The following is a 2385-nucleotide window of genomic DNA, read 5'->3' as shown; positions in this document are numbered from 1 at the left end:
TGCCGGCGGTGAGCGTGCCGTTCTGGCGGTCGTAGGCCGGTGACAGGCCGGCAAGTTTCTCCAGGCTGGCGTCGGCCCGCAGGTTGTTGTCCCGGGCCAGGCCGCGATACGGGCTGATCAAATCATCGAAGAAACCCTGCTTGTACGCCGCATCCAGCCGCTGGTGGCTGGTGAGGGTCAACTCGTCCTGGGCCAGGCGCTTGATCTGCCAGCGCTTGGCCATTTCCTCGCAGTGTTCACCCATGGACAAGCCGGTGCGCGGCTCGCCATTGCGCGGCAGCAGCGGCTTGAAGAACATCGACGGGCGCACCCCCATCAAGGCCTTCAACCTGGCGCCAGTGCCCTTGGCGCGATTGGCTGAAAGCAAGGTGCGGCGCAGGGACTCGTTGATGCCGATGGGCGCGTCGGAGGTGGTGTCGGAACCACCGGCAACGCCCACTTCGATCTGCCCAAGGGCGATCTTGTTCGCCACCAGCAACGCCGCTTCCAGGCCGGTGCCGCAGGCTTGTTGCAGGTCGTAGGCCGGGGTTTCGGGAGACAGTGTGGTAGACAGCAGGCTTTCCCGGGCCAGGTTGAAATCCCGGGAATGCTTGATCACCGCACCCGCGGCAAACTCGCCCAGGCGCAGGCCGTGAAGGTTGTAGCGGTCCACCAGGCCTTGCAGGGCGGCGACCAGCAGATCCTGGTTGCTGTCATGGGCGTACACGGTGTTGGAGCGGGCGAACGGGATACGGTTGCCGCCGATAATCGCCACGCGGCGCGTCGGGGCCGGGTTGAAACTGTAGTCACTCATCGATCGGTCTCATTCCAGATAAACAGCCCACGCATATGGGGTTTGTCACCGGCGAAATTACGCACTTCAAACTCACGGCGCGGGCCGGTTGGCGGAACGTTCCACAGCGCCACCTGGCCGGGCAGGAAGATCGGCAGCTTGAAGTCGCAATGGGCCTCGGCCTGGTCCAGTCCGCCGGGGGGTTGCTGGGCGGCCAGGGCGCGGCCAAGGGTCCACATGCCGTGGGCGATGGCCCGGCGAAAACCGAACAATCGGGCGCCGATCACCGAGGTATGAATGGGGTTGAAATCCCCCGAGACCCTGGCGAAACGCCGCCCCAGATCCGCCGGCAGCACCCAGCGTTGAGTGCGCAGCAAACCTTCTTCCTGCAAGGGCAACGCGTCGTCCCACGGCTCGCCAACCGGCGCGTTTACGTCACGGCGCAGGTACAGGCTGTCGCTCTCCCATATCAGGGCGCCCGCGCTGTAGCCACGGGTGGCGATGCTCAGCGCCTGGCCTTTCGGATGGGCGACCCAGCGTTCGCAATACACCTCCAGGCGCAAGGCCTGGCCCGCCTCCAGCCGTCGATGCTGGCGGATGCGATTGGCCAAATGCACCATGCCGCTGGCCGGGTACGGGAAACTCGGGCGGGTCAGCAGCATCAGGTGCAAGGGGAACGCCAGCACATGGGGATAGGACAGCGGCACGCCTTGCTCACGGCGGAAACCACAGGCCCGACCGTAAGCCGCGATCCCTTGGGCAGACAGCTCGACGGCCGAACGCACCAGGCGTTCTTTCGGCAACGTCGGCTCGCCTTCCAGCTTCGGTTTGCGCAGCCCCAATACCCCGTCCAGCAACAGCCGCGAGCGCGAGGGCGGCGGCTCAATGATCTGCGTCACATAGTCCATGCTCAGGCTCCCAACAGGCTTTGGCCGCAGACCCGCACCACCTGGCCATTGACCCCGCCGGATGCCGGATGCGCCAGCCAGGCGATGGTTTCTGCCACGTCGATGGGTTGCCCGCCCTGGGACATCGAGTTCATCCGCCGCCCCGCTTCGCGAATCATCAGCGGGATCTTCGCGGTCATCTGGGTTTCGATAAAGCCCGGTGCCACGGCATTCACCGTCACTTGCTGCGCCGCCGCCTGCGGGGCCAGGCCTTGTACCAGTCCGATCACCCCGGCCTTGGAGGTGGCGTAGTTGCTTTGCCCGAGGTTGCCGGCGATACCGGAAATCGATGAGACACACACGATCCGCCCGCCCGGATTCAGGCCCTGGCTTTCCAGCAGCGCCGTGCTCAGATGCAACGGTGCTTCCAGGTTGACCGCCAGTACGCTGCGCCACGCGGTCTCAGTCATCTTGGCGATGGTCTTGTCGCGGGTAATCCCGGCGTTGTGCACCACCACGTCGAATGCACCGTGTTGGCTGACATGGGCGTGCAACTGCTGCGCGGCATCGGTGGCGGTGATGTCCAGCGCCAGTGCGGTGCCTGCGACACTGCCGGCCGCCTGTTGCAGCGAATCCTGGGCCTGGGGCACATCCACGCAGACCACATGGGCTCCATCGCGGGCCAGCACCTGGGCGATTGCCAGGCCGATGCCACGGGAGGCGCCG

The 2385-nt window shown here is 65.7% G+C and carries 2 protein-coding genes and 1 pseudogene; all 3 read right to left on the bottom strand.

Going from position 1 to position 2385, the window contains the following annotated elements; genetic code table 11:
- Nucleotides 1–793: pseudogene (locus tag HX846_RS32700) on the bottom strand (acetyl-CoA C-acyltransferase); the annotation flags it as partial.
- A complete protein-coding gene (locus tag HX846_RS32695; RefSeq protein WP_178966998.1) occupies nucleotides 790–1680 on the bottom strand; it encodes a MaoC/PaaZ C-terminal domain-containing protein in 891 nt (296 codons plus the stop codon). The gene HX846_RS32695 and the pseudogene HX846_RS32700, both read right to left, overlap by 4 nt.
- A 2-nt stretch (nucleotides 1681–1682) precedes the next feature.
- On the bottom strand, nucleotides 1683–2385 hold a 703-nt coding region (locus HX846_RS32690; protein WP_178966997.1), incomplete at its 5' end, for an SDR family oxidoreductase.

This window comes from Pseudomonas sp. K5002, assembly GCF_013386655.1.
Classification (GTDB): Bacteria; Pseudomonadota; Gammaproteobacteria; order Pseudomonadales; family Pseudomonadaceae; genus Aquipseudomonas.
This window is presented reverse-complemented; position numbering and strand designations above follow the sequence as displayed.